This window comes from Chryseobacterium sp. JUb7 (assembly GCF_024806495.1).
Taxonomy (GTDB): Bacteria; Bacteroidota; Bacteroidia; order Flavobacteriales; family Weeksellaceae; genus Chryseobacterium.
Genome location: NZ_JANUFF010000006.1, coordinates 222,799 through 245,925, shown reverse-complemented (window position 1 = coordinate 245,925; position 23,127 = coordinate 222,799). Strand labels below are relative to the sequence as shown.

Here is a 23,127-nt window from a genome sequence, read left to right as displayed (position 1 = left end):
ATTAAAACTTAATCCGTTAAGAAATTCCCACTGTTTGAAGTGCGACACCAATATTGAACCGAAGAACGAATATTGAATTCGCGCAAGTTTTGGGAATTTTAGGATTAAATTTTAATTTTTAGCAGAGAGTTCCAAGTCTTGAATTTTTGGTTCTTTTGTTTCAAGGCAAAAGAACAATAATTAAATCAAATTATTTATGTGCTTTAAATTTCGTTTTAAAATCATAGCAATTTCATTATTAAGTTCTGTAATTATTTCAGCTCAAAAACCATTATATAAAGACCCCAAACAACCTATTGAAGCCAGAATTCGGGATTTATTAAAAAGAATGACTCCTGAAGAAAAGTTCTGGCAGTGTTTTATGATTCCTGGAGATCTGGATAATGTTCCGAAAGGCCAGTATGTGCACGGAATTTTTGGTTTACAGGTGAGCGCTGGAAATCAGGGTGGTGGAGTAGCTGGACAATTGCTGAAATACAACGCCAATGAAGATGCGGAAAGATTGGCGAAAAAAATCAATGCTATTCAAAAATATTTTGTTGAAGAATCACGATTGGGAATTCCAATTATTCCTTTTGATGAGGCGTTGCACGGATTGATGAGGGAAGGCGCAACCGCTTTTCCACAGGCGATCGGTTTGTCGGCAACCTTCAATCCTGAGTTGATGAAAGAAGTTTCGGCAGCGATTGCAAAAGAATCTAAATTGAGAGGAATCCGTCAGATTCTGACTCCGGTTGTTAATCTGGCGAGCGATGTCAGATGGGGAAGAACAGAGGAAACCTACGGGGAAGATCCGTTTTTAACTTCTGTGATGGGCGTGAATTTTGTCAGTTCCTTTGAAAATCAGGCAATTATTACGACACCAAAGCATTTTCTGGCGAATGTTGGGGAAGGCGGAAGAGATTCATATCCAATTCATTGGAGCAAAAAATATTTGGAGGAAACTCATTTGGTTCCTTTTCAGAAAGCCTTTAAACAAGGGGGAAGTCGTTCAGTGATGACCTCCTATAATTTGCTGGATGGAAGACCTTCAACGGCCAATCATTGGCTGCTAACTGAAAAGTTAAAAAATGAATGGAATTTCAAAGGTTTTGTCATCAGCGATGCAAGTGCGGTTGGTGGTGCAAATGTTCTTCATTTTACAGCGAAAGATTACGACGATGCTTCTGCACAGGCAATCAATGCTGGACTTGATGTGATTTTCCAGACAGAATATCAGCATTATAAATTGTTTATGCCGCCATTTTTAGATGGAAGGATTTCAAAAGAAAGAATTGATGATGCGGTGGCGAGAGTGTTGAGAGCGAAATTTGAACTGGGTTTGTTTGAAAACCCTTATGTTTCTGATAAAAATATTCAAGAATTAAAGAAAATTAATCATAAACCTTTAGCGGAAAAAGCAGCCGTTGAATCTTTTGTTTTACTTCAAAATAATAATCAGACACTTCCGATTTCAGAAAATTATAAAAAGATTTTAGTGGTTGGAACTGATGCTGTTGATGCAAGACTGGGTGGTTATTCCGGGCCGGGAAATAAGAAAGTGAGTATTTTGGACGGAATTAAAAATTTCGTTAAAAATAAAAATATTGAAGTAAATTATTCAAAAGGAATTGACTGGAACTTAAAGAATTTCACGACCGTTCCAGCTGAATTTTTATCTTCAGAAAATCAGAAAGGGTTGAAAGGAAATTATTTTTCCAATTCTGATTTAAAAGGAAATCCGGCTTTTGAAAAACAGGACGAACAATTGAATTTTAAATGGACTTTATATTCTCCAAATCCTGAAAAACTCCAACCAGACAATTACAGCGTTCGCTGGACAGGAAAACTGGAAGCTCCAAATTCGGGAAAATATCAATTGGGACTTCGTGGGAATGATGGTTTCAGATTATATGTAAATGGAAAATTATTGATTGACAATTGGGAAAAATTGAGTTATTCAACAAAAACCGTTGCTCTAGATTTTAATAAAGGTCAGAAATATGATATCTCAGTAGAATTCCATGAAAACAGGGGAGAAGCGAATATCGAACTGATCTGGAATTACGGTTTAAATGATTATGAAAAAGATTTCAATGATGCTTTGAAACTGGCTCAAAATGCAGATTACATCATTATCACTGCCGGCATTCATGAAGGTGAATTTCAGGATCGTTCTTCACTGGGCCTTCCCGGAAATCAGGACGAATTTATTCAGGAAGTTTCCAAATTAAATAAACCGACAGCGGTTGTTTTAGTCGGTGGTTCTGCAATAAAAACGACTGATTGGAAAGACAAGGTTGGGGCGATTTTAGATGTCTGGTATCCCGGCGAAGAAGGAGGTAATGCGGTTGCAAAAGTGCTTTTTGGGTCAGAAAATCCTTCGGGGAAATTACCCATTACGTTTCCAATTGAAGAAGGGCAATTGCCTTTGACGTACAATCATCATCCGACCGGAAGAGGAAATGATTATCATGATTTGAGCGGCGAACCATTATATCCGTTTGGTTTTGGATTGAGTTATACGACTTTTGAAATTTCTGATTTACAATTAAACCAAACAAAATATTCTGAAAACGATACAATTATTGCAAAAGTTACAGTAAAAAATACAGGTTCAAAAGCAGGGCGTGAAGTGGTACAGTTATATGTAAAAGATTTGCTGGCTTCAGTTTCAAGACCGATTATAGAATTGAAAGGGTTGAAAAAAATAGATCTGAAACCGGGAGAATCGAAACAGATTTCGATTGAAGTTCCTGTGAAAGAACTGCATTTTTTAGATGAGAAAATGAACTGGACCGTTGAAAAAGGAACCTACAGAATTTTTATCGGAAATTCTTCGAAAAATCTGCCTTTGAAACAGAATGTTGAGATTCAATGAGATGTGTCATATTTTTGAGATCAATAACTTTGTGGTACAATATCTGCATGTTGGAACTAAATTTTTTTAACCTTAATATTTATTGTGTAAAATAAAATTCCCTCACTCTGCCGTTTTTTACAATAAATATTATTTAATCTTTAAATATAAATGTCATGAACAAATTTTTTATTTTAACCGTATTGTGTTTAGGTTTATCAGCTCATGTTTCTGCTCAGAAAACACAGGAACAAATCAATAAAGAATATGCTGTACAGTACAGAAAAATCAATGAGAATCCAAAACTTTCAGGTCCGGAAAAAGCCCGATTAAAAAAACAACTGGCTTTAAAACAGGATCAGGATAATAAAGTTTTTGATGCGGCTTACAAAAAGAAATACGGAACTTCTAAAGAGGGAAGAAAGAAGTTGGTAGAAGATAAAATGGGGCAGCTGGAAAAAAAATATGACAGAGAAAAAGATTTGATTGATGATCATAAAACTTTAACCAAAGCTCAGAAAAAAGCGAGAAAAGAAGCTTTAAAAAAGAAATATGAAAGCCAAAAAGAGGTATTGAAAAGAGAAAAAGATAAAATCTAGTTCATTGAAAACCTTTGTATAGTCTCATTAATAAAGGGAAAAATAATCTTGGTACGATATATGTAATATTTGCTTCGAACTCGAATGAAGGAAATCATTCACAAAAAGTAAATGTCATGAAAAAGTTATTTATATCAACAATTTTATTAGTCGGTTTATCAATGAACGTTTCTGCACAGAAACATCCAACGCCACCACCACATCCTTCGAAAAGTGAGTTGGTGAATATAAAATCCAAAGAACTTGATAAGAGATACAATCAGGAAAAAAAGGCGATTTTGAACCATCCATTGGCAACGAAAAAGATGAAACAGGATCAGTTAAAGGCTTTAAATGAAAAATACAGAAGCCAAAAACAATTGCTTAAAAAGATGTAATATCTGTTAATTTTTAAAAATAATAAAATTGAAATGGCTTAATTAAAACATTTTGATTTTACGAAATTTTTAAATTAAAATAAAAATTATTGAAAAGAGAACGTTTTTATGTTCTCTTTTTTTGTGTAAAATGGAATGAAAATTACATTTATTATGCATTGCTTTACGAATTTACAGAAACGTGCTTCATCCAATATTTTTCCTTAAATTCGCATAAAAATTTTAAACTAATGAATTACGATATTATTGTCATCGGAAGTGGTCCTGGTGGATATGTTACTGCAATTAGAGCGGCGCAATTGGGTTTCAAAACTGCAATTATCGAGAAAGAAAATTTAGGGGGAATTTGCCTTAACTGGGGATGTATTCCAACTAAAGCTTTGTTGAAGTCGGCTCAGGTTTTTCATTATATAAATCATGCTGAAGATTATGGTTTGAATAAAGTGGAAGCTAGTTTTGAGTTTCCAAACGTAATTCAGAGAAGCCGTGGTGTTGCATCTAAAATGAGCAAAGGGATCGAGTTCTTGATGAAAAAGAATAAAATCGACGTTATTTTAGGTACTGCGAAAGTTCAGAAAGGTAAAAAAGTTTCTGTGACAGATAATGAAGGAAAAGTAACTGAATATACAGGAAATCACATTATTATCGCAACAGGAGCTCGTTCTAGAGAATTACCAAACTTGCCACAAGACGGTAAAAAAGTAATCGGATACAGACAGGCATTATCTCTTCCTGAGCAGCCAAAATCTATGATCGTTGTAGGTTCTGGAGCAATAGGGGTAGAATTTGCTGATTTCTATAACACAATGGGTACAAAAGTAACTGTTGTTGAATTTATGCCAAACATCGTTCCTGTAGAGGATGAGGACGTTTCTAAGCACTTAGAAAAATCTCTGAAAAAATCAGGTATCGAAATTATGGTAAATGCTTCTGTAGAAAGTGTTGACACAAGCGGAGAAGGCGTAAAAGCTACTGTAAAAACGGCAAAAGGAAATATCGTTCTTGAAGCTGATATCTTATTATCTGCTGTAGGAATTGCTGCAAACATCGAGAACATTGGTCTTGAAGAAGTGGGAATTCAAACAGATAAAGGAAGAGTTTTGGTAAACGAATGGTACGAAACTTCAGTGCCTGGATATTACGCGATCGGAGATATCATCCCGACTCAGGCTTTGGCACACGTTGCTTCTGCGGAAGGAATCACTTGTGTTGAAAAAATCAAAGGAATGCACGTTGAGAAAATCGACTATGGCAATATTCCTGGATGTACGTACTGTCATCCTGAGGTTGCTTCTGTTGGTCTTACAGAAAAGCAGGCTAAAGAAAAAGGTTACGAAATCAAAGTGGGTAAATTCCCTCTTTCTGCAAGTGGAAAAGCGACTGCAAACGGAAATACAGATGGTTTCGTTAAAGTTATTTTCGATGCTAAGTATGGAGAGTGGTTAGGTTGCCACATGATCGGAGAAGGTGTTACAGATATGGTTGCTGAAGCTGTTGTTGCCAGAAAACTGGAAACGACAGGTCATGAGATCATCAAATCTATCCACCCGCACCCGACTGTTTCTGAAGCGATTATGGAAGCTGCTGCTGCTGCTTACGGAGAAGTAATCCACATTTAATTTGAGATAATCAATTTTAAATATATTAAAACCACAGATTTTGTCTGTGGTTTTTTCATTTTGTAAGTGTCTGTTTAAATTTTTATAATTCTATTATTTTTTAAACGCAAAGTTTTAATTCAACTTTAGGCATTATTTTTAAGTCTTTAAATAAAATCTTTGCGTCAAAAAAATGGATGATGATTTTAATATCTAGTCAAATTTAAATAAGCTTCAAGATAATTTTTTTGATTGTATCTCACTTATTTTTTTAATTTTATTGACTTAAATAAACTACAAATTAAAATTAATTATGTTCAAAAAATTAGCTGCTGAAGCGTTAGGATTAGGAGATATCGGTAAAATTATTCCTGCTCAGGATTATGATAAAGTAGACTCAGATGATTATATTTTGTCAGAAGATAATGAGAAAATTTTTTTCTTAATTAAATCTAAAAGAGATGAATACTGCTTTACAAATAGAGCATTAATTCATATCGACGGAGCAAGTGCTCTGGATAAAAAGAGAATTTTAAGAAGATACGAATATTACCAGTTTCCTTTTTCCAATATTGCTTTGCAAACTGCAGGAACAATTGACTTAGATGTTGAAATTTCTTTTAATATAGGAAATGTTCCTTTGATGATCAGTGTTGCAAAAGGTCAGATTGATCAGTTAAAAGACTTGTATAAAGCACTTTTGGCGATTCAGCAGGAAGTTCACCACAACCACTCTTTGTTGAACTTTGCGAATGACAGTCTGCAGAAAGCGGTAACAACTGTAGCTTCAGGAAAGCAGGAAAATGTTTCGAAAAGTCAGGAACTAAGAACAATTAATGAATATATTTTCGCATGGAATACCACCAGCTTTGATAAATATAATCAAAAAGATTTTTCAAGAATTTTTGAGAAGTATATTAATAACTAAAATATTAATTTGCACTATATTTAAAGCCCGGAATTTTCTGGGCTTTTTTTATAAAAGAACAACTATGAAAAAAATAACTTTATTATTGTCCGTTCTCTGCTTTAGTTTTATGTTCTCCCAAAAAGAAGAACTGTATCAGGAGGTATTTTTTCCTGTAAAATATGTATTGAAAAGTTCAAAAGACACGATAAAAACAAAAGTCCTGAATGTTGGAATTTATACCAACGAAGAATTTTCTCCGGCCACGTACATCCGTCAGATGACAGTTTTGGATCCTTCCGGAAAAAGAATCAAAGTTTCGGAAAATGATATCCGGTATATGGAAATTACAGATCTAAAAAAAGTAAAAAGAAAATTTGTAGATGGTAAATCTGTTTTTTCGAAAGACACAGGACTGCTTCAGATGATGTATCGCGGAAAGAAAACTGCCTGGTATAGGAAAAGTTTTTATTCTGGATCTATCTATACCTACAAGACCAATGATACAGATTATTTACTGTTTCGTAAAGACAAAAGCATTACGGAATTGCATTTCAGATTGCCCGGTGCAATCTATCAGCTGAAAGAAAAGTTCAATAATTATCCTGATGTTTCTGCACTAATTGATAATATAGTGGAAGATATTGATCTGGTGAAAGTTCTGAAACTCTACGACCAAAAATAAATTTTAAATAGAAGCCATAGACTCTGTTCTGTGGTTTTTTTATGAATGTCTGCAAAAGGATACTGTAAAATGTAAAGAAGTAATTATTAAAATAATTTTAAAATTGACATATTTGTGAAAATTAATCCGATTTTCTCGCCCTGTTTTATTAATTTTATTCTATGAATTTTGAGAAAGTAGGGCTTGTTTTATCAGGAGGCGGTACCAAAGGTATTGCCCATGCAGGGGTTTTAAAATTCTTGAAAGAGAAGAACATCAATGTAGATATTCTGTCCTGCTGTAGTGCGGGATCTATTGTTGGATGTCTGCATGCTGTCGGACGAACACCGGACGAAATTCTGGAATTCTTTAATTCGGTTTACTTTTTCAACTGGAAACACTTTACATTCAATCAGCCTGGATTGGTTTCTTCAGTCATTTTCAGAAATTATCTCAGCCCTATTTTTCACGATATGAAATTAGGAGATCTGGATAAGGAAGTGAAGATTGTAGCCACTGAACTGGTTGGCGGAACAGAGAAAATTTTTGACGAGAATTTTAAAGTGGTAGATGCTATCATTGCATCATGTTCCATTCCCGGAATTACAACGCCTTATATTATTGATGATGAAATGTATTGTGACGGAGGTGTTTTGAATAACTTTCCGGCTGATATCATTCGGGATGACTGCGACAAGCTGATCGGTGTTTTTGTTTCTCCGCCCCACGAGATCAAAATGGACGATCTTAAAACCATTAAAGCTGTTGTTTCCCGCTCTTATGATCTTTTATCCTACAGAATAGAAAAAATTAAGTTTGATTACTGTGATTGGTTTATTTCTTCACAGGCATTGTCGAGCTATGGAACTTTTGAAAGACGAAAAGACCGTTTGGAGGAAATTTTTAATATCGGATACGAAGCCGCCAGAGAAAGTTTTTCCGAAAGTCATTTTTTAACAGAATTAAAACAATCCGGTACATAAACAAAAACTCTCACTTTTAGGTGAGAGTTTTATATTAGTTCTTTACAACCATTGCATCCTGATTGGCAACCGTTTTTCCGTTTTGGTCAATCACAACAAGGGTATATGGTGCTTTTTTAGCAGAAGCTGTCAGATAATTTCTCCAAACCTGATACGTATATCCTTCATTTGAAAACTCATAGTAATAATTACTTCCTGAGCCATCCGGAATAAGATCTCCGTTACTGATGATCATGCTTGGTTTTGAAGTAACCTTGGCATTGGCATTCCATGACTGATAAAGGTACTGGCCATTCGGCTGCAGATCGATCTTTATTTTAAACTTTTTAGTTTTAATAATAACCGTTTTAGGTGCTTTCTGCAAATATTCACTGTTGATCGGATTAGAATGTATATTAATAACTCTTGATTCATTAGCAAAAACTAATGAAAACTGAGCAATACAGAATGTTCCGAGTAAAATTTTTCTGATCATTTTTTAATGTTTATTGATTACATTAATTTTTAATCAAATTTAAAGCTAATTAAGCAGGTTCTGTTCGGGTGTACGCAGCAAAAGCTTCTTCCAGACTTTCAAATTTACCTCTAAACTCATCAATAGGGCAATCCTGAAGAATATTTCCTTTGTGAATAAGGATAACCCTCGAACACAATGCCTCAACTTCCTGCATAATGTGAGTGGAGAGTAAGACTGTTTTTTGCTGACCGATTTCTTTCACCACATTTCTGATTTCAATAATCTGATTAGGATCCAGTCCATTGGTAGGCTCATCTAGGATCAAAAGATCCGGCTGGTGAATAATTGCCTGTGCTAAACCTACTCTTTGCTTATAACCTTTAGAAAGCTGACTTATTTTTTTTGATTTTTCAGGAGTAATGCCTACAAGTTCAATAACTTCATCTACCCTTGTTGAGGGGATTTTATGAATATTAGCTACAAACTGCAGATATTCTTTCACGTACATTTCAAGATAAAGAGGATTGTTTTCCGGAAGGAAACCTATTTTTTTCTTAGTCTCAATTTCGTTTTCAGAGATGTTTTTACCATTGAAAATAATCTCGCCTTCATCAATTTTTAAAGCACCGACAATAGATTTCATTAGCGTAGATTTTCCGGCACCGTTCGGACCCAGAAGACCTATGATTTCATTTTTGTTAATGGAAATATTTATATGATTCAGTGCAGTTTGTTCACCAAACTTTTTCGTTAGTTGATTTATTTGAAGAGACATAATTGGTAATGATCTTTTTGCAAAAATAAAAATAAAAAAACTCATTCGGGTGAATGAGTTTAGTTAATATTTTAAAATTATTGTTATTTTCTTGCTTTTTTGTCTTTTCCGTTAGAAGCAGGTGCCGCAGTAGAAGCCGTATTGGATGTCGGTCTGCTGCTGTTGACATTGTTTATGGTAGCTGGCTTGTCATACAAAGCTGATTTGCCGTTACTTTTTCCAAAGATCTTATCAACCTGTTTTTTATTCAGAAACTGCGATTTTCCAACATACTTTCTGTTTTTGTTGATATATTGGATGAACTGAACTGTTGGCTGGCCAAAGTTTTTCTCATAATGCAGCTCGATAATATCATTGGGAAGCTCCAGGACTATATTTCCTTCCGGTGCATCTATAAAACCGTTCGTTATCATGGCATAAAGACCAGATACGTCTCCGTTAAGATTTTGGAAAGAAAAAGATCTGAAAGTATTTAAATTGGCAGTATTAAGATCCTGATAATTAATAGTAAATTTATCGTCTTTTTTATATAAACCAACGGAATTATCTTTACCAATTTCCACTAAACTCTCGTTTTTCAACACTTTAATTTGTGAGAAAACTGAGATACCGAACATGCAAGTAAATAGTAAAAGTATTTTTCTCATTAGAACTTATTTTAATGTTTTATAATTGGTGTACCTAAATTTAGTAATAAAAAAGGTAAAAAACAATTTTTATTCTCAAAGCAAAAGTAACACTTTTTTTTAATATCCGTTATCCGTAAAAGCCCGATACTATGCAGTCCATTACAATCAAATTAGAGTTTAAATATTTGACTGTAAGAATTTTAAACAAAGATGGATGAAATACGTGTTTAAAAATTATTTTTGAAGAAATTATTTGATTTTTTATTGTACATCATTGAAATACAGTAATGTGTAAAAAATATTAATTTCAGCAAAACGGGTGGATTAAAATAAATATTAAATCTGTTTAATATAAATGCAGGAAACCAATTGATTTGTTTTAGATGACCTGAATTAATGATTTTAGAACTAATGATCGTTTTTTTGAGGGCCTGTTTAAAAGGTCGTACAGATTGTAGATTAAAAATTTTTTCATTGTGTATATTTAAAAATTAAGAGCGCAAAGTTAATTAAAAAATAATTCCTCTGAACTGTATCTTTTTTAAGTGCTTTAAACACCCTTCCGAAGGGATTTTATCTGTATATGACCAATGATCTTATATTTTTTTTATCCGAAATTCTTCTTAAAAGGAGGCTTATAATTTCAATCACATCAAAGCAGTAATGACTTCTTTATACTCTTCGCATTTTTAGTTCGGCTCATTTCCTTCTTATTCAAAATGTATTTTAAATAATTTCAGGCTGATAGCTTAAAATAATTAATGATTAGACGCTATTTCTCTGTTAAGAGAATATTAACAGGTAACTACAGGATAGCAGAATTTTTCTATAAGTATACTTTTATGAAAATAAACAAAGAATCGATTTTGATCGATATTTTATCAGATTTTGCTTTAATAATTTAAAAATAGTTAAATGTAACAGTCATTTTTTTAAACAATTAATAACTAAAAAATGAAAAATTCTATATTAATGTTAGGTCTTTTAATAGGCACTGCAGGTTTTGCTTTCGGACAGGAAAAACAAATATCGGGTATTGTCTTAGGCCAGGACGATAAGCCACTTCAGAATGCTGTCGTAAAGTTAAATAATACTTCTCAGGAAGTTGCTACCGATAATGATGGTGCTTTCAGTATCCAGATAACGGAAAGTATAAGTAAACCTGAGCTTGCCATTTCTTATGAGGGTTATCTTAGCAAAAAGATTGATGTTTCAAATCAGGAAAACGTGAAAATTACACTGCAGCCGAATCCTAATGATAAAGTTAATGGGATTGATGAAGTAGTTATTATTGCTTATGGTACTCAAAAGAGAGGGGAAGTTACCGGTGCTGTCGGAAGGGTGGATCCTGAAAGCTTTAAAAACCGCCCTATTGCAAGAGCTGATCAGGCATTAACCGGACAGATTGCGGGAGTTAAAACACGTTCTACTACGGGAAAGCCGGGCGAGGCCTTGGAAGTCAGAGTGCGTGGGACGGCTTCTATATCGGCAAGTAATTCTCCGGTTTATGTAGTAGACGGAATGGTTGTAGATGATCTGGGAAATATTTCATCTGATGATATTCAGTCTATTGAAGTGCTGAAAGATGCAGCCTCTACAGCAATGTACGGATCCAGGGGTTCCAATGGAGTGGTAATCGTCACTACAAAAAAAGGAGCATCCGGAAAGCCTTCATTCAGTTTTTCTCAGTATTACGGAGTTCAGACCATTGAAAAAAAGCTGGATATTATGACCAGTGCAGAGTGGATTGATTATGCGACCGAAGCTATTAATAAAAGATGGGTCGCTCTGGCTCCTGGAAATTCTGCATCGGATAGCTATGCTGTTAGGGCCAATTATTTTAATCTGGCCAATACCACGGATTATAATCTGGCTAATATCAACTATATGATTGATCCGCGATGGGGGACGAATCAGGTGGCCAATATTGACTGGCAGGATGCGTTTTACCGTCCGGCATCTATCCAGAATTATCAGTTATCGGTTCGGGGAGGAAATAAGAATGTGAAATATATGATTTCCGGAGCTTATTTTGATCAGGAAGGTCTGGCTATCAATACCGGTTTTAACCGATTTAATTTAAGTGCTGTGATTGATGTGAACATTTCAGATAAATTGAAAGCAGGGATTGCACTACGTCCAAGTTATTCAAAAAGTTACGGGGCAACGGTTGACGGAAAAGATAATTTAGCGCATAAAATGCTTTCTATGGTTCCTGTAGCAGAATTGAATGCAGGACTTTACACCAATTTCTGGAATAATACAAGGTACAGATGGGCAGGTTCTACACAGAGTCCTATCGGAGTAATGGAAGAAACCACGAATAACACTAATGAATTCAGGTTATTTTCCAGTCTGTATATGTCCTATGATATTTTACCGAGTCTTAATTTAAAAATTTCAGGTGGGGCAACCAATAATTTCAATCTCAATAATGGCTATACCCCGACTTTTGATCTGATCACCAATATTCCGGGACAGGTAAGTATTGCCAGCCGCAGAACGGTAAATTACAACAGATATCTGGGTGAAGCTTTGCTGACTTATAAAAAATCTTTTGATGATCATACGATCAATGCTATTGCAGGATACAGTGCTGAAAATTATAGAGTAACCTCTCAATACAACCGAAATAAAGGTTTTCCAAATGATGATTTAAAAACATTCAATTTTACGCAGTCTGCATCGGTACTTAACTCAGAATATACTGCTTCAGAGTGGATGCTGCTTTCTGTCTTCGGACGTGTTAATTATGATTACAAAAAGAAATATATGCTGTCAGCAAGTATTCGTAGAGACGGATCTTCAAGATTTGGCTGGAATAATCTGTGGGGAACATTTGCAGCGTTCGGAACAGCCTGGAAAGTAGATGAAGAGAATTTTTTAAAAGATGTAAAATGGCTTAATAATCTGAAATTCAGATACAGTTGGGGTGAAAACGGAAATAATTCAATCGGCGATTACAGAGCATTCGGAACGCTGGCGGGTGGAAATTATTCTTTTGGTGGAAACTTATCGAATGGTTTAATTCCTAATACGATTGCCAATCGTGATCTGACATGGGAAAAGACCCAGTCTTCTGATTTTGGTTTTGAACTGGGATTATTTAACAGAATTGATTTTACAGCTGATTATTATATCAAAAAAACAAAAGACCTCCTTCTGGAGCTGCCGATACCTTCAGTAACCGGTTATTCAACGATGTGGAAAAATGTAGGTTCTGTTCAGAACAGAGGACTGGAATTAGAGTTAAGTACGAAAAATTTAACGGGACCATTTAAATGGAATACTTCAGCTAATATCTCATTTAATAATAATAAGGTGCTGCAGTTAGGAAGTGATAATGCACCGATTTATACGGGGTTCAGCAACAGCACAAATATTATAAAAGTAGGAGAAGAGCTGAATTCATTTTATCTGTATGAAGCCATTGGAGTATTATCTTCAGCAGACATCAGCAATGCCGGTGTTGCTAAAACAAACGGAGCAATCGCCGGAGATGTGAAGTACAGAGATGTGAACGGAGATGGTGTGATTGATGAAAAAGACCGTCATATCATCGGAGGACCTACTCCTGATTATTATTGGGGATTTACCAATACTTTCTCTTATAAAGGCTTTGATCTCTCAGTATTTTTCCAGGGACAAAAAGGAGGATACAGCTATGCTTTACTAGGTCGTGCAATCGATCGCACAGGGATGGGGACTACCACAAATGTAATGGGAAACTGGGCAAACCGATGGCGTTCCGATGAGAGTCCGGGAGATGGAAAAACTCCAAGACTGGATGGGACTACAGGCAGTCTGCTGGATACGAGATGGCTGTATGATGCCACTTACATCCAGCTTAAAAATGTAACATTAGGATATAGTTTTTCTCAGGATCTGGTAAGCAAATTAAAAATTTCTAATCTCAGAATTTATGTCAGTTTAGAAAACGTCTGGAGAAAAGATCACTATTACGGTGGTTATAATCCGGAGTCTGTACAGTCAGACGGTACAGATTACGGTGCGTATCCCAATGCTAAAGTATATATGATGGGTCTAAACTTTAACTTCTAAATTTTTTAAAAATGAAAACAGTACACAATAAAAATACACCTCTTTTTCCACTACATTTTAAAACTTTAGGCAAGGCATTGATATGGGGAACCTTAACATTCGGAATGCTGAGCTGTGAAAAAGATTTAATGCTGGAGCCTGAAAATAATATTACGCAAACTTCTTTTTATACTACAGAACTGCAAATCAGTCAGGCCGTTTCAGGGGTTTATTCTGCAATGGTGAATTCTTCTTCAAGAGGTGGTTTTGATGTTAATTTTTATTTACTGGCATCAGAAGTCCGTTCCAATAACTTTAATGCTATTTCACAAAACGGAAACAGGGATTATTATGCGATCAACCGTTTTCAGGATACTTCTTCAACGGAAGAGGTAGAAATTCTCTGGGAAGATGCATATCAGTTAATTTCCTATGCCAATATGATTTTGGAAAGAATAGATGCCGTTCCTTTTGCTGATTCGGCGACAAAGGAACAATACCGCTCAGAAACCCGTTTTTTAAGAGCATATGCCTATTTCGAACTGATGCGAAATTTTGGAAAAGTACCACTGATAGATCATCCGGTAACTCCCGAAGAAGCTGTTTCTATCCCGAGAACAGACTTAGCCAGCCTTTATGATTTTGTAACTTCAGAAATTGAAGCTTCTGTTGCAGGTTTAAAAAACGTATATGATGCCAAAAATAAAGGCAGAGTAACGAAGTCAGCTGCCCATGCGATGTTGGGAAGAATATATCTTACCGGAAATGGATATCCTCTGAACAATGGCTCTTATTTACAGAAAGCAAAAAGTCATTTAGATACAGTGATTCAGGGAGAAGGTCAGTTTGTTACTTTTGCTGCTAATTATGCAGATCTGTTTAAGAGTGCAAATGATAACAAATACCATGTTTTTGAAATCCAGCATATCAATGGAGGCTTATCACAGGGCTCTTATTTGCCAAGTTATGTTTCTCCGAATTTTGGAATCAATGATCCTTTATATAATCCTCAGGGAAGTTTGTTTAGTGCTGCTGAACTAGGAGTTTCCCAATCGTTGATCAATGCGTATGAAACGGGAGACCTAAGACGTCCTTTAACCATTAAAACTCAATTTATAGCACAAAACGGACAGGTAGATAATGCCAATTATTTTGTGAAATTCCGTGAACCGGGGATTGTATTGACCAACCGTTATGACTGGCCGATTAATTTCCCGATTATCCGCTATGAAGATGTGCTTTTAATGTATGCTGAAGTTTTAAATGCTGAAGGAAATACCGCCGCAGCTGTTCCTTATGTTAATAAAATCCGCCAAAGAGCAGGACTTACCCCACTTTCTACCTCTATTTCAGGAAGTGATTTTACAACGGCTCTTCGCAGAGAAAGAAGAGTGGAATTTGCAGGGGAAGGGGTATACTGGCATGATTTAGTACGTTGGAATATTGCTGTGGCAGTTATTAATCAGGCAGCAGCAGATTTAAACTACAACTTTACAATCACAACGAATGATTATCTGTACCAGATTCCTTTATCTCAAATTCAGGTAGCCGGATATGAACAAAATCCATAAAAATATTTATTAAATAAATGAGCTGCAGTATTTCTGCAGCTCTTGTCATAATATGGCGTTCAGTAAAATTATTTTTTCAACAATTTTTCAGTTAAACTATTTTCACTTAAAGGAGATATATTTATTTTTTATTCAAAATTTCATCTTCATGTTTTAAATAAAGAATCGAATGGTAAATCCTTAATAAAAGTGCGGAATATTTACACTGTCTTGTACTATCCTGTACGAACAGTTTTTATTTTGTAAATTTTTTATACTTTTAAAAAACCAGAAAATATTTAAATAGTAGAGGGAAATAAGCAGGGAATTGAGTTTAAAATATTCATTATGCAGTTCGTTATCTCTTCAATTTTAATAAGCCAACAGATATTAATTTATAAACCAAATCAATGAATAATACCCAAACTGGAAATGCGTTTTCTTCTGCATTAAAAAAGAAAAGTTTCGGCTTTCCACTTATTCTTATAACAAGTCTGTTTTTCTTTTGGGGATTTATCCATAATCTGGATCCTATTTTGATTAAACATCTGCGAAGTGCTTTTCAACTGAATCATTTTCAGGCATCGTTGGTCGATTCATCTGTTTTTGCAGCGTACTTTTTACTGGCCATTCCTGCCGGACTGATTATTCAGAAGTACGGCTATAAAACCGGAATTCTCGTAGGTCTGTTCTTTTTTGCAGTCGGATGTTTTATGTTTGTTCCTGCTGCCAACACCATAAGTTATCCATTTTTTCTGGGAGCTCTTTTTGTATTGTCATGCGGTTTGGCAATTTTAGAAACCGCAGCAAATCCTTACATCACGGTATTGGGTGCTCCTGAAAAAGCTCCCCAAAGATTAAATTTTGCCCAGTCTTTCAATGGTTTAGCAGCGTCTGTTGCACCTATTATTGGGGGCATTTTTATTTTGGGCGAAGAACCAAAATCGCAGGACGAGCTTGCCGGACTCGATCAGGCAGCAAAATTAGCCTACATTCATGCTGAAACATCATTGGTAAAAGGACCTTATATTATATTGGGACTGGTTATTCTGCTGGTTATGGTTTTATTTTTTATAGCAAAACTACCGGAAGTAACAGAAAGTAAAGAAAAGTCAACAAAGAATTTCTTACAGGTTTTAGGCGTGAAAAATGTCGGATGGGGTGTTCTTGCACAGTTTTTTTATATCGGGGCACAAATTTATGTCTTTAGTTTTCTCTTAGTTTTTGCTGAAGATGCCGTCAATATGAAAGGTCAGGACGCTAAATATTATGCAGGAGTAGCCGGATTTTTATTCATGATCGGACGTTTTGCCGGAACTTTTCTGATGAGGTATATTTCTCCACAAAAACTGCTGGCTATTTATAGTGTCATCAGTATCATTCTCACCATTTGGGTTATTTTGGGATCAGGAATTTCGACTTTGTATGCGCTTGTTGCATTAACGTTTTTTATGTCGATCATGTTTCCTACAATTTTTGCGTTGGGAATTGAGGGAGCTGGTGCAGAAACAAAATCTGCCTCCAGTTTATTAATTATGTCCATTGTTGGAGGGGCTGTTATACCACCTGTTGCAAGTAAAATTACAGATATTTCAGGGAATATTCATTGGTCTTATGTTATTCCGTTATTGTGTTTTGTCATTGTGCTTTTATTCTCATTAAGATTCAGAAATAAAAAAGCCTCGCAATAATTATGTTTAAAGAAAATACCGGAACGTATGTAGTCTTTGCTGAGCAGAGCGCTTTTGCGAACGAAAAATATACAGTACAATATTAAAAAGAGTTTTTGCGCACTTTGCATTAAAAACGAACAAAGCGTATAAAAGGAAAACCTAAAAATGAGCAAATTAATTTTAAAAATAAATAATAAAGACAATGTTTTGGTCGCTTTGCAGGATATTCCGGCAGAAACCAAAATTATTTTCGAAGGAGTTACTTACACAACTTTAGAAACAATCCCTGCCAAACATAAATTCTTTATGAATGATATGAAACAAGGGGATGAAATCTTTATGTATGGTGTTTTGGTGGGTAAAGTTCAGTACGATCTCGCAGCTGGAACACGAATGACAACAGAAAATACAAAACACGCTGCAGATCCTTACTATTACCGTGATGTTGATTATCATTGGACAAAACCTGACGTCTCAAAATTTCTGCATAAAACTTTTAAAGGATATCACCGCTCCAATGGTGATGTGGGTACGGCAAATTACTGGCTTTTTATTCCGACTGTTTTTTGTGAAAACAGAAATCTTAATATGATTAAAGAAGCTTTGTACAATGAATTGGGATATGCAGTTGATGCAAAATACAAAACCTACACTCATCAATTGGTAGAAGCAATTTCTAAAGGGGAGAGTCTTGATGATATTGACTTTTCTCCTTCCAATATTCCTTCGAAAGAGAGAGTTTTCAAAAATGTAGACGGGATCAAATTCCTCAATCACACTGGCGGATGCGGCGGAACAAGACAGGACGCGGATACCCTGAGTAAGCTTTTAGCATCTTATGCGGATCATCCTAATGTTGCGGGAGTTACTTTGCTGAGTTTGGGCTGCCAACATCTTCAGATTGATAATTTTAAAAAAGATTTATACAACAGAAATCCTGATTTTGATAAACCATTATTGGTTTTCGAACAGCAAAAAGCGGTAAGTGAAGAAACGATGATCAAAAGTGCCATTTTTGAAACACTGAAAGGTCTTTTGGAAATCAATACAATTGAGCGTGAAGATGCGCCACTCAGCAAACTTTGTGTTGGTGTAAAATGCGGCGGAAGTGATGGTTTCAGTGGCATTTCTGCCAATCCGGCTGTTGGACATTTAGCAGATATACTTTCTGTTTTGGGCGCTAAAGTTTTACTTGCGGAATTTCCGGAATTGTGCGGAGCTGAACAGGAGTTAATCGATCGTGCGGTCAATAAAGAAACTGCGGAGAAATTCATTAAGTTGATGACGGAATATGATGAACTGGCACATGCAGTCGGTTCAGGATTCTACATGAATCCGTCACCAGGAAATATTAAAGACGGCTTGATCACCGATGCCATAAAATCTGCTGGTGCAGCGAAAAAAGGAGGCTCATCTCCTGTTGTAGATGTTTTGGATTATACGGAACCTGCAACAAAACCGGGATTGAGCTTGGTTTGTACACCTGGAAATGACGTGGAAGCTACTACAGGAAAAGCAGCTTCGGGTGCGACGTTAATTCTGTTTACGACTGGTTTGGGAACTCCTACCGGAAATCCTGTTTGTCCTGTCATCAAAGTAGCGACTAATACAGCTTTAGCAAAGAAAATGTCTGATATTATCGATATTGATACGGGGGCAATTGTACGTGGCGAGAAAACCATTCAGGAAATGGGCGAGGATATTCTGGACTTCTGTATCGAAGTTGCCAGTGGAAATATTATTCCTAAAGCGGTAGCATTGAATCAGGATGATTTTATCCCTTGGAAAAGAGGGGTGAGTCTGTAGATTTAAAGTAAAAAGAGCCAAGTTAAAAGTAAAACGCTCAAAAATTCCCCTCCAAAGGAGGGGTGGCAAAAATTCAAAGAATTTTTGACGGGGTGGTTTAAAAACAAATTCATCTCAACTAAAGATGATTAATAAAATACCAAATAAAAGATAAAATTTAATAAAAATGTTTTCATTAAAAAATAAAAAAGCAGTCGTAACAGGCGGAGGAAGCGGAATAGGGCAGGCGATTGCCATTCAGCTTGCTGCCAATGGAGCGGAAGTTTATATTCTCGAAATCACAGAACAAAACGGACAGGAAACGCTGGAAAAAATACAGTCTTCCGGAGGGAATGCAAACGTTTATGCTTGTGATGTTTCCAGACAGAAAGATGTGTTAGAAGTCTTCGGTGAAATCGGAGCAATCAATATTTTGGTTAATAATGCAGGAATAGCACACATCGGAAAAGCGGATACGACTTCAGAAGAAGATTTCGACAGAATTTACAATGTGAATATCAAAGGAGTTTACAACTGCTTGTTTGCAGGTCTTCCGCAGATTAGAAAATCTGGTGGTGGTGTGATTATTAATATGGCTTCTATTGCGGCATTAGTCGGAATTCCCGACCGCTTTGCATACAGTACGGCAAAAGGTGCTGTAAAAGCCATGACCATGAGCGTTGCCAAAGATTATATCAATGAAAATATACGTTGTAATTCTATTTCTCCGGCGCGTGTGCATACGCCTTTTGTAGATGGATTTTTACAGAAAAACTATCCTGATAACATCGAAGAAATGTTTGAAAAACTATCAAAAACCCAACCGATTGGAAGAATGGCTCAACCTGAGGAAGTTGCTTCTTTAGCACTGTATCTATGCAGTGACGAAGCTTCATTCATCACTGGTGTAGATTACCCTATCGACGGTGGTTTTACCACTTTGAATAATTAAATTAAAGTAAAAATCTTTGCGCCCTTTGCGTTAAAAAAAATTAAGCCTTTAAAAATTTAAAAAATGAAATTAATAAAATTCGGAAAACCGGGACAGGAAAAACCGGGAGTTATTATTGGTGAAAAAAGATATGATGTCTCTCATCTGGTTAAAGATTATGATGAGAACTTCTTTTCCGGTGATGCCATAGAGAATTTAAAATCTGAAATAAATACACAGAATCTACCTGAAGTTTCTCCCGATGAAAGATTGGGATCTCCCTTGGCCAGACCATCAAAAATTATCTGTGTCGGATTAAACTATAAAGATCATGCTGCAGAAACCAATGCTCCGATTCCACAGGAACCGATCTTATTTTTTAAGGCTACCACTGCAATCGTAGGTCCGAATGATGATTTGATTATTCCAAAAAACAGTACAAAGACAGACTGGGAAGTAGAATTGGGTATTGTCATCGGAAAAAAAGCGAGTTATGTTTCTGAAGAAAATGCGCTTGATCATATTGCCGGATATGTTTTACATAACGATTATAGTGAAAGAGCTTTTCAGCTGGAAAGAAACGGACAGTGGGTAAAAGGAAAAAGCTGCGATACTTTTGCGCCGATAGGACCATTTATTGCAACACCTGACGAGATTGCAGATGTACATAATCTTCGTTTATGGCTGAAGGTTAACGGACAAATTTTACAGGACGGAAACACTTCCAATCTGATTTTTAATGTTCCTTTTATGGTAAGCTATATCAGTCAGTTTATGACCTTGCTTCCGGGAGATATTATCAGCACAGGAACGCCTGCAGGTGTTGGTTTGGGGCAAAAACCTGAGCCTTGGTATCTGAAACCGGGTGATGTGGTTGAATTGGGAATTGATGGCTTAGGAAGCAGTAGTCAAAACGTAAAATCGTACGGAGGATGAAAAAATATTGTTTAGCCCTTGATATGGTCGATGATCCTGAACTGATTGCCAAATACGAAAAATATCACCAAAATGTTTGGCCGGAAATAAAACAGAGTATTTTGGATTCCGGAATTATACATATGGAAATTTATCGGATTCTAAATCGATTGTTAATGATTATTGAGGTTGATGAAAATTTTTCTTTTGAAGCTAAAAATGAATTGGATAAAAACAACCCGAAAGTTCAGGAATGGGAAGGATTGATGTCGAAATTTCAACAACAGTTACCCAATTCTAAGCCTGGAGAAAAATGGCAGTTGATGGATAAAGTATTTTCATTGTAAATTCTTTTTAAGAAAACGGATAAAAATGATTATTGATTCTCACATACACTTCTGGAAATTTGATCCGGTTCGGGATGCCTGGATTACGAACGAAATGACCGCCATCCGAAAAGATTTTCTGCCGGAAGATTTTTCTTTACCCTTAAAAGAAAATAATATTGAAGGTTGTATTGCCGTTCAGGCCGATCAAAGTGATAAAGAAACTGAATTTTTGGTGAATTTAGCTCTAGAAAATCCTTTCATCAAAGGAATTGTCGGCTGGATTGATCTGACCTCCGGAAAGTTGGAAGAATCACTTCAAAATTATCAGTCTGAAAAACTCATTAAAGGTTTCAGACATATTGCTGAAGGAGAAGATTTCGGTTTTCTGCTACAAAAAAAAGTACTTAACGGAATCGCTTTGCTTCATCAGTATGGTTATACTTTCGATATTTTGTTGAAGCAGAATCAGCTTTCGGATGCTGTAAAGCTTTCGGGAAAATTACCTGATCAGCCTTTTATTTTAGACCATTGCGGAAAACCGGATCTGAAAATAAATGATTTAAAAGATTGGAAATTGAATATTTCAGAGCTTGCCCAAAATCCTAATCTATATTGCAAGATTTCAGGACTTTTAACTCAGGGAAACGTGAGTCGTATTGATGAAAAATCAATTTCTGAAATTTTAGATTGTATCTTTTTAAAGTTTGGAATTAAGCGTTTGGTTTTCGGAAGTGACTGGCCTGTGATGCTATTAGGAGGAAATTATGCTTTGTGGATGGAATTGATTTCAAAATATGTGAGTCAGTTTTCAAAAGAAGAACAGGAACGTTTTTTCTCTGGAAATGCTGTGAAATTTTATAATTTATAAATAAATGGGATGACCCAATCTTTGCGCACTTTGCGTTAAAAAAACATGAAATTATGAACCTAAATCTCAATCATAAAATAATTATTGTAAGCGGCGGCGCAAAAGGTATTGGAAATGGCATTGCAAAAGTTTTAGCCGAAGAAAAAGCATTTCCAATCATTATCGGAAGAAACGAAACTGACAATAAAAAAGCCATTCAGGAAATCAAAGATCTTGGAGGAAAGGCAGATTTTATTACTGCCGAACTTTCTCAACCCGAGGAATGTAAAAAAGCCATCGATGAGGTTGTAAAGAAATACGGAAAAATCGACGGAATCGTCAACAATGCGGGTGTAAACGACGGAGTAGGACTGGAAAATGGTTCTTACGAGGGATTTATGGCATCTTATCACAAAAATGTTGTCCATTATTATCTTTTAGTTCATCATGCACTTCCTTACTTGAAAAAAAGTAAAGGTTCGATTTTAAATATCGGAAGTAAAACCGCGGAGACTGGGCAAGGTGGAACATCTGGTTATGCCGCAGCCAATGGGGCAAGAAATGCCTTAACAAGAGAATGGGCAGTTGAACTTTTGCCTTATAAAATCCGCGTCAACGCTATTATTGTAGCGGAAGCGTGGACTCCGCTTTATCAATCCTGGATTTCTACTTTTGAAAATCCTGAGGAAAAACTGAAAAGCATAACCTCAAAAATTCCGTTGGAAAAACGCATGACAACTTCAGAGGAGATTGCGAACATGGCAGCATTTCTCTTATCAGAAAAATCTTCTCATACAACGGGACAACTGATTCATGTGGACGGAGGATATGTACATCTGGACAGAAGCTTAGGATAATTTAAACGATAGAGATGTATTGTAAATATTGTTTTCTGAAAATAATACAAAATTTAATAAAAATGGCGTCACCTGATCTAAAGTGACGCCATTTTGTTTCACATATCAACCTCTAACTTCCAAAAGTAGATTATTGTCTTTAAAATTGACAGATACCACATGTAGATTAAATTGCCATTATTTTTTTATCAACTATTTGATAGTCCACTAGAAAGCTCTATTTTTGCATTCGAAAACATAAAATCATCGCTGATGAAATAATGTTTTTACTAAAAAAACTAAACCTAAATCTGAAAATTAATTAAATCATGAAAATCAAAAAAACGCACCGCATTTCATTTTGTTAATTCAGCAATACTGATTGTTTCAAA

At 35.6% G+C, this 23,127-nt stretch carries 19 protein-coding genes; 16 read left to right on the top strand and 3 right to left on the bottom strand.

Annotated features, from left to right (window positions below; genetic code table 11):
• The first annotated feature begins 196 nt into the window (after positions 1–196).
• The 7 genes from M2373_RS13375 to M2373_RS13345 all read left to right on the top strand — a co-directional run bounded on the left by M2373_RS13375 (position 197) and on the right by M2373_RS13345 (position 7,967).
• Entirely contained in the window at positions 197–2,860 is a 2,664-nt protein-coding gene (locus M2373_RS13375; protein ID WP_259111546.1) for a beta-glucosidase, read from the top strand.
• Between the two features lie 155 nt (positions 2,861–3,015).
• Positions 3,016–3,438 carry a hypothetical protein gene (locus tag M2373_RS13370; protein WP_259111545.1) on the top strand — a complete coding sequence of 141 codons (423 nt, stop codon included), beginning with the start codon at positions 3,016–3,018 and terminating at the stop codon, positions 3,436–3,438.
• A gap of 116 nt (positions 3,439–3,554) precedes the next feature.
• Complete coding sequence (locus M2373_RS13365; RefSeq protein WP_259111544.1) at positions 3,555–3,815, top strand: hypothetical protein; 261 nt, start codon at positions 3,555–3,557, stop codon at positions 3,813–3,815.
• 230 nt (positions 3,816–4,045) lie between these two features.
• Entirely contained in the window at positions 4,046–5,434 is a 1,389-nt protein-coding gene (lpdA, locus tag M2373_RS13360) for a dihydrolipoyl dehydrogenase (RefSeq protein ID WP_259111543.1), read from the top strand.
• Positions 5,435–5,726: 292 nt separating this feature from the next.
• Positions 5,727–6,341 (top strand): PH domain-containing protein, encoded by a 615-nt coding sequence (locus M2373_RS13355; RefSeq protein ID WP_259111542.1) that lies wholly within the window; start codon positions 5,727–5,729, stop codon positions 6,339–6,341.
• Between the two features lie 64 nt (positions 6,342–6,405).
• Positions 6,406–7,005: a hypothetical protein gene (locus M2373_RS13350; RefSeq protein ID WP_259111541.1), complete on the top strand. Its 600-nt coding sequence runs from the start codon at positions 6,406–6,408 to the stop codon at positions 7,003–7,005.
• 161 nt (positions 7,006–7,166) lie between these two features.
• Positions 7,167–7,967 carry a patatin-like phospholipase family protein gene (locus tag M2373_RS13345; protein ID WP_259111540.1) on the top strand — a complete coding sequence of 267 codons (801 nt, stop codon included), beginning with the start codon at positions 7,167–7,169 and terminating at the stop codon, positions 7,965–7,967.
• A 34-nt stretch (positions 7,968–8,001) separates the two neighbouring features.
• Here M2373_RS13345 and M2373_RS13340 read toward each other — a convergent pair whose 3' ends face one another.
• The 3 genes from M2373_RS13340 to M2373_RS13330 form a co-directional block, all read right to left on the bottom strand.
• A complete protein-coding gene (locus M2373_RS13340) occupies positions 8,002–8,442 on the bottom strand; it encodes a hypothetical protein (protein ID WP_259111539.1) in 441 nt (146 codons plus the stop codon).
• Between the two features lie 49 nt (positions 8,443–8,491).
• The gene (locus M2373_RS13335; protein ID WP_259111538.1) at positions 8,492–9,199 is read right to left on the bottom strand and encodes an ABC transporter ATP-binding protein; all 708 of its coding nucleotides are present in this window, start codon (positions 9,197–9,199) and stop codon (positions 8,492–8,494) included.
• Between the two features lie 83 nt (positions 9,200–9,282).
• Entirely contained in the window at positions 9,283–9,846 is a 564-nt protein-coding gene (locus M2373_RS13330) for a hypothetical protein (RefSeq protein WP_259111537.1), read from the bottom strand.
• A gap of 936 nt (positions 9,847–10,782) precedes the next feature.
• Here M2373_RS13330 and M2373_RS13325 point away from each other — a divergent pair.
• The 9 genes from M2373_RS13325 (at position 10,783) to M2373_RS13285 (ending at position 22,756) form a co-directional block, all read left to right on the top strand.
• Complete coding sequence (locus M2373_RS13325; protein ID WP_259111536.1) at positions 10,783–13,890, top strand: TonB-dependent receptor; 3,108 nt, start codon at positions 10,783–10,785, stop codon at positions 13,888–13,890.
• A gap of 11 nt (positions 13,891–13,901) precedes the next feature.
• Positions 13,902–15,440, top strand: coding sequence for a RagB/SusD family nutrient uptake outer membrane protein (locus M2373_RS13320; RefSeq protein WP_259111535.1), 1,539 nt, complete (start codon positions 13,902–13,904; stop codon positions 15,438–15,440).
• Between the two features lie 389 nt (positions 15,441–15,829).
• Complete coding sequence (gene fucP, locus M2373_RS13315; protein WP_259111534.1) at positions 15,830–17,110, top strand: L-fucose:H+ symporter permease; 1,281 nt, start codon at positions 15,830–15,832, stop codon at positions 17,108–17,110.
• Between the two features lie 147 nt (positions 17,111–17,257).
• Entirely contained in the window at positions 17,258–18,898 is a 1,641-nt protein-coding gene (locus tag M2373_RS13310; protein WP_259111533.1) for a UxaA family hydrolase, read from the top strand.
• Between the two features lie 166 nt (positions 18,899–19,064).
• Complete coding sequence (locus M2373_RS13305) at positions 19,065–19,829, top strand: SDR family NAD(P)-dependent oxidoreductase (RefSeq protein WP_259111532.1); 765 nt, start codon at positions 19,065–19,067, stop codon at positions 19,827–19,829.
• A 63-nt stretch (positions 19,830–19,892) separates the two neighbouring features.
• On the top strand, positions 19,893–20,744 hold the full coding sequence (locus M2373_RS13300; protein WP_259111531.1) for a fumarylacetoacetate hydrolase family protein: 852 nt from the start codon (positions 19,893–19,895) through the stop codon (positions 20,742–20,744).
• A complete protein-coding gene (locus tag M2373_RS13295) occupies positions 20,741–21,070 on the top strand; it encodes an L-rhamnose mutarotase (protein ID WP_259111530.1) in 330 nt (109 codons plus the stop codon). Before M2373_RS13300 ends, M2373_RS13295 begins: the two co-directional genes overlap by 4 nt.
• A 25-nt stretch (positions 21,071–21,095) precedes the next feature.
• Positions 21,096–21,920 (top strand): amidohydrolase, encoded by an 825-nt coding sequence (locus M2373_RS13290; protein WP_259111525.1) that lies wholly within the window; start codon positions 21,096–21,098, stop codon positions 21,918–21,920.
• Between the two features lie 53 nt (positions 21,921–21,973).
• On the top strand, positions 21,974–22,756 hold the full coding sequence (locus M2373_RS13285) for an SDR family oxidoreductase (protein WP_259111517.1): 783 nt from the start codon (positions 21,974–21,976) through the stop codon (positions 22,754–22,756).
• Positions 22,757–23,127: the final 371 nt, after the last annotated feature.

Bases quoted from the DNA above. Each gene is read 5' to 3' on its own strand.
- M2373_RS13375 (WP_259111546.1), top strand. From the start codon at position 197: ATGTGCTTTAAATTTCGTTTTAAAATCATAGCAATTTCATTATTAAGT.
- M2373_RS13370 (WP_259111545.1), top strand. From the start codon at position 3,016: ATGAACAAATTTTTTATTTTAACCGTATTGTGTTTAGGTTTATCAGCT.
- M2373_RS13365 (WP_259111544.1), top strand. From the start codon at position 3,555: ATGAAAAAGTTATTTATATCAACAATTTTATTAGTCGGTTTATCAATG.
- lpdA (WP_259111543.1), top strand. From the start codon at position 4,046: ATGAATTACGATATTATTGTCATCGGAAGTGGTCCTGGTGGATATGTT.
- M2373_RS13355 (WP_259111542.1), top strand. From the start codon at position 5,727: ATGTTCAAAAAATTAGCTGCTGAAGCGTTAGGATTAGGAGATATCGGT.
- M2373_RS13350 (WP_259111541.1), top strand. From the start codon at position 6,406: ATGAAAAAAATAACTTTATTATTGTCCGTTCTCTGCTTTAGTTTTATG.
- M2373_RS13345 (WP_259111540.1), top strand. From the start codon at position 7,167: ATGAATTTTGAGAAAGTAGGGCTTGTTTTATCAGGAGGCGGTACCAAA.
- M2373_RS13340 (WP_259111539.1), bottom strand. From the start codon at position 8,442: ATGATCAGAAAAATTTTACTCGGAACATTCTGTATTGCTCAGTTTTCA.
- M2373_RS13335 (WP_259111538.1), bottom strand. From the start codon at position 9,199: ATGTCTCTTCAAATAAATCAACTAACGAAAAAGTTTGGTGAACAAACT.
- M2373_RS13330 (WP_259111537.1), bottom strand. From the start codon at position 9,846: ATGAGAAAAATACTTTTACTATTTACTTGCATGTTCGGTATCTCAGTT.
- M2373_RS13325 (WP_259111536.1), top strand. From the start codon at position 10,783: ATGAAAAATTCTATATTAATGTTAGGTCTTTTAATAGGCACTGCAGGT.
- M2373_RS13320 (WP_259111535.1), top strand. From the start codon at position 13,902: ATGAAAACAGTACACAATAAAAATACACCTCTTTTTCCACTACATTTT.
- fucP (WP_259111534.1), top strand. From the start codon at position 15,830: ATGAATAATACCCAAACTGGAAATGCGTTTTCTTCTGCATTAAAAAAG.
- M2373_RS13310 (WP_259111533.1), top strand. From the start codon at position 17,258: ATGAGCAAATTAATTTTAAAAATAAATAATAAAGACAATGTTTTGGTC.
- M2373_RS13305 (WP_259111532.1), top strand. From the start codon at position 19,065: ATGTTTTCATTAAAAAATAAAAAAGCAGTCGTAACAGGCGGAGGAAGC.
- M2373_RS13300 (WP_259111531.1), top strand. From the start codon at position 19,893: ATGAAATTAATAAAATTCGGAAAACCGGGACAGGAAAAACCGGGAGTT.
- M2373_RS13295 (WP_259111530.1), top strand. From the start codon at position 20,741: ATGAAAAAATATTGTTTAGCCCTTGATATGGTCGATGATCCTGAACTG.
- M2373_RS13290 (WP_259111525.1), top strand. From the start codon at position 21,096: ATGATTATTGATTCTCACATACACTTCTGGAAATTTGATCCGGTTCGG.
- M2373_RS13285 (WP_259111517.1), top strand. From the start codon at position 21,974: ATGAACCTAAATCTCAATCATAAAATAATTATTGTAAGCGGCGGCGCA.